Origin of the sequence: Pseudomonas avellanae BPIC 631, from assembly GCF_000444135.1 — a bacterium.
GTDB classification, from domain to species: Bacteria; Pseudomonadota; Gammaproteobacteria; order Pseudomonadales; family Pseudomonadaceae; genus Aquipseudomonas; species Aquipseudomonas avellanae.
The window spans coordinates 1-1347 of sequence record NZ_ATDK01000472.1; the positions used below are offsets into that span (position 1 = coordinate 1).

Here is a 1347-nt window from a genome sequence, read left to right on the forward strand (position 1 = left end):
AAATAATTTACCCGTGTCCCGCAACCTAAGTTATTGATAAAATTTGAATTTTACGTTAGTTAGTAGCTGGTTTTTTCGAAAACAGTACACTAGATAACGCTCTTTGGTCATTGGGCGAATTTCAGTCTTTGCTACTGGGCCTGTATAGTCTGTAAATGTATAGAATGATTTCAACCACGGCTCTTTCTCCCGCGTATAGAAAGCTTGTGCAAGCGCCTCCTTTGTGTTTGGGGCTAATTTAACTGCGGACGTAAGTGGTGCCTCCTCCGGTGGCAGAGATTTCTCAGGACGTGATTGAGGAAGTATGAAGTCGGAAGTGATTGAGCTGATTCTCATTTATTGCTCCTGGTTGGATGGGCGTATCTTTCTTGTTATCGGTAAATGAACGAGATGCTTGGGCTGATAAAACTGTGGGAAAATTCCTGGTCACAGGCTTTGTGTGATCTGCGTCACGAACCGATGGGCATGCCACTGGTTATTCCGAGCGAAATATCAACGGCCTGTATTTGCATTCATCAAACGTGCACATCAACCAGAGGTTTTGGTTCTTCCTCACGTTTCGGCGCATTACGCTCGATCTGGTAGATAATCGTGTCCATGAAATTGCCAATATGGTTGCGGCTGAAGATCTGTCCGTAGTCGATGACCTTGCTGTAACTCTCCAGATTGAGGGTGTGCCGGTTATCGAATTTTTCGGTGTAATGGTCGAGCAGCGTCATCACAATTTTTGCGTGCGCACGCAGATCCTCTTTCAGTTGTTGGCGTTCGTTCAGCTTCTCGGTCAGGTACGTGAACTCTGCCGGGGTGAGCACCTCGTCCGGGTCGGTCACCTGAATGTCCTGATTAAAGCCCAACGTGAAGCCGAAATGCTTTTTTGACAGATCCGTATTAAGGTAAAAAAGCTGCTGTTTGAAATCGTGGAAATTGTCGTACATACGACATATGGTTTCGTCAAAGGCTTTAATGTAGTTTTCCAGATACTCGCCTCGGATATCTTTTGCTTCCTTCTCAGACATTTTCTCTAAAATAGCGCGCCCTGCCTCCGACTTTTTGTAGCCGGCAAACCAGGGTGTTTCCTCGGAGGTATAGAATTCAGCGTTAGGGTCGCGCTGTTTTTTTTGTTCTGGCTCTATAGGGAGCTTGTTCAAAGGGATCAAGGCCACCTCGTTTTTTTTATCAAACAGGGTTTGCCATTCTTGTGCAGAGATGTAATTAGGGCCGATGTTCATTGTATACCTGCTTTTTTTGTAGTCAATTTACTAATGTACTGTTTTCGAAATAAGTTACCCATAACCTGCAAGCTAAGCTATTGATAAGATTTGAATTTTCCGTTAGTTGGTGGCTGAT

1 protein-coding gene is annotated in these 1347 nt (G+C 44.5%); it reads right to left on the reverse strand.

Annotation, left to right across the window (positions count from 1 at the left end; all coding sequences use genetic code 11):
- Positions 1-515: 515 nt before the first annotated feature.
- Positions 516-1229 (reverse strand): hypothetical protein, encoded by a 714-nt coding sequence (locus DW49_RS0124070; RefSeq protein ID WP_005620068.1) that lies wholly within the window; start codon positions 1227-1229, stop codon positions 516-518.
- Between the last annotated feature and the right edge of the window lie 118 nt (positions 1230-1347).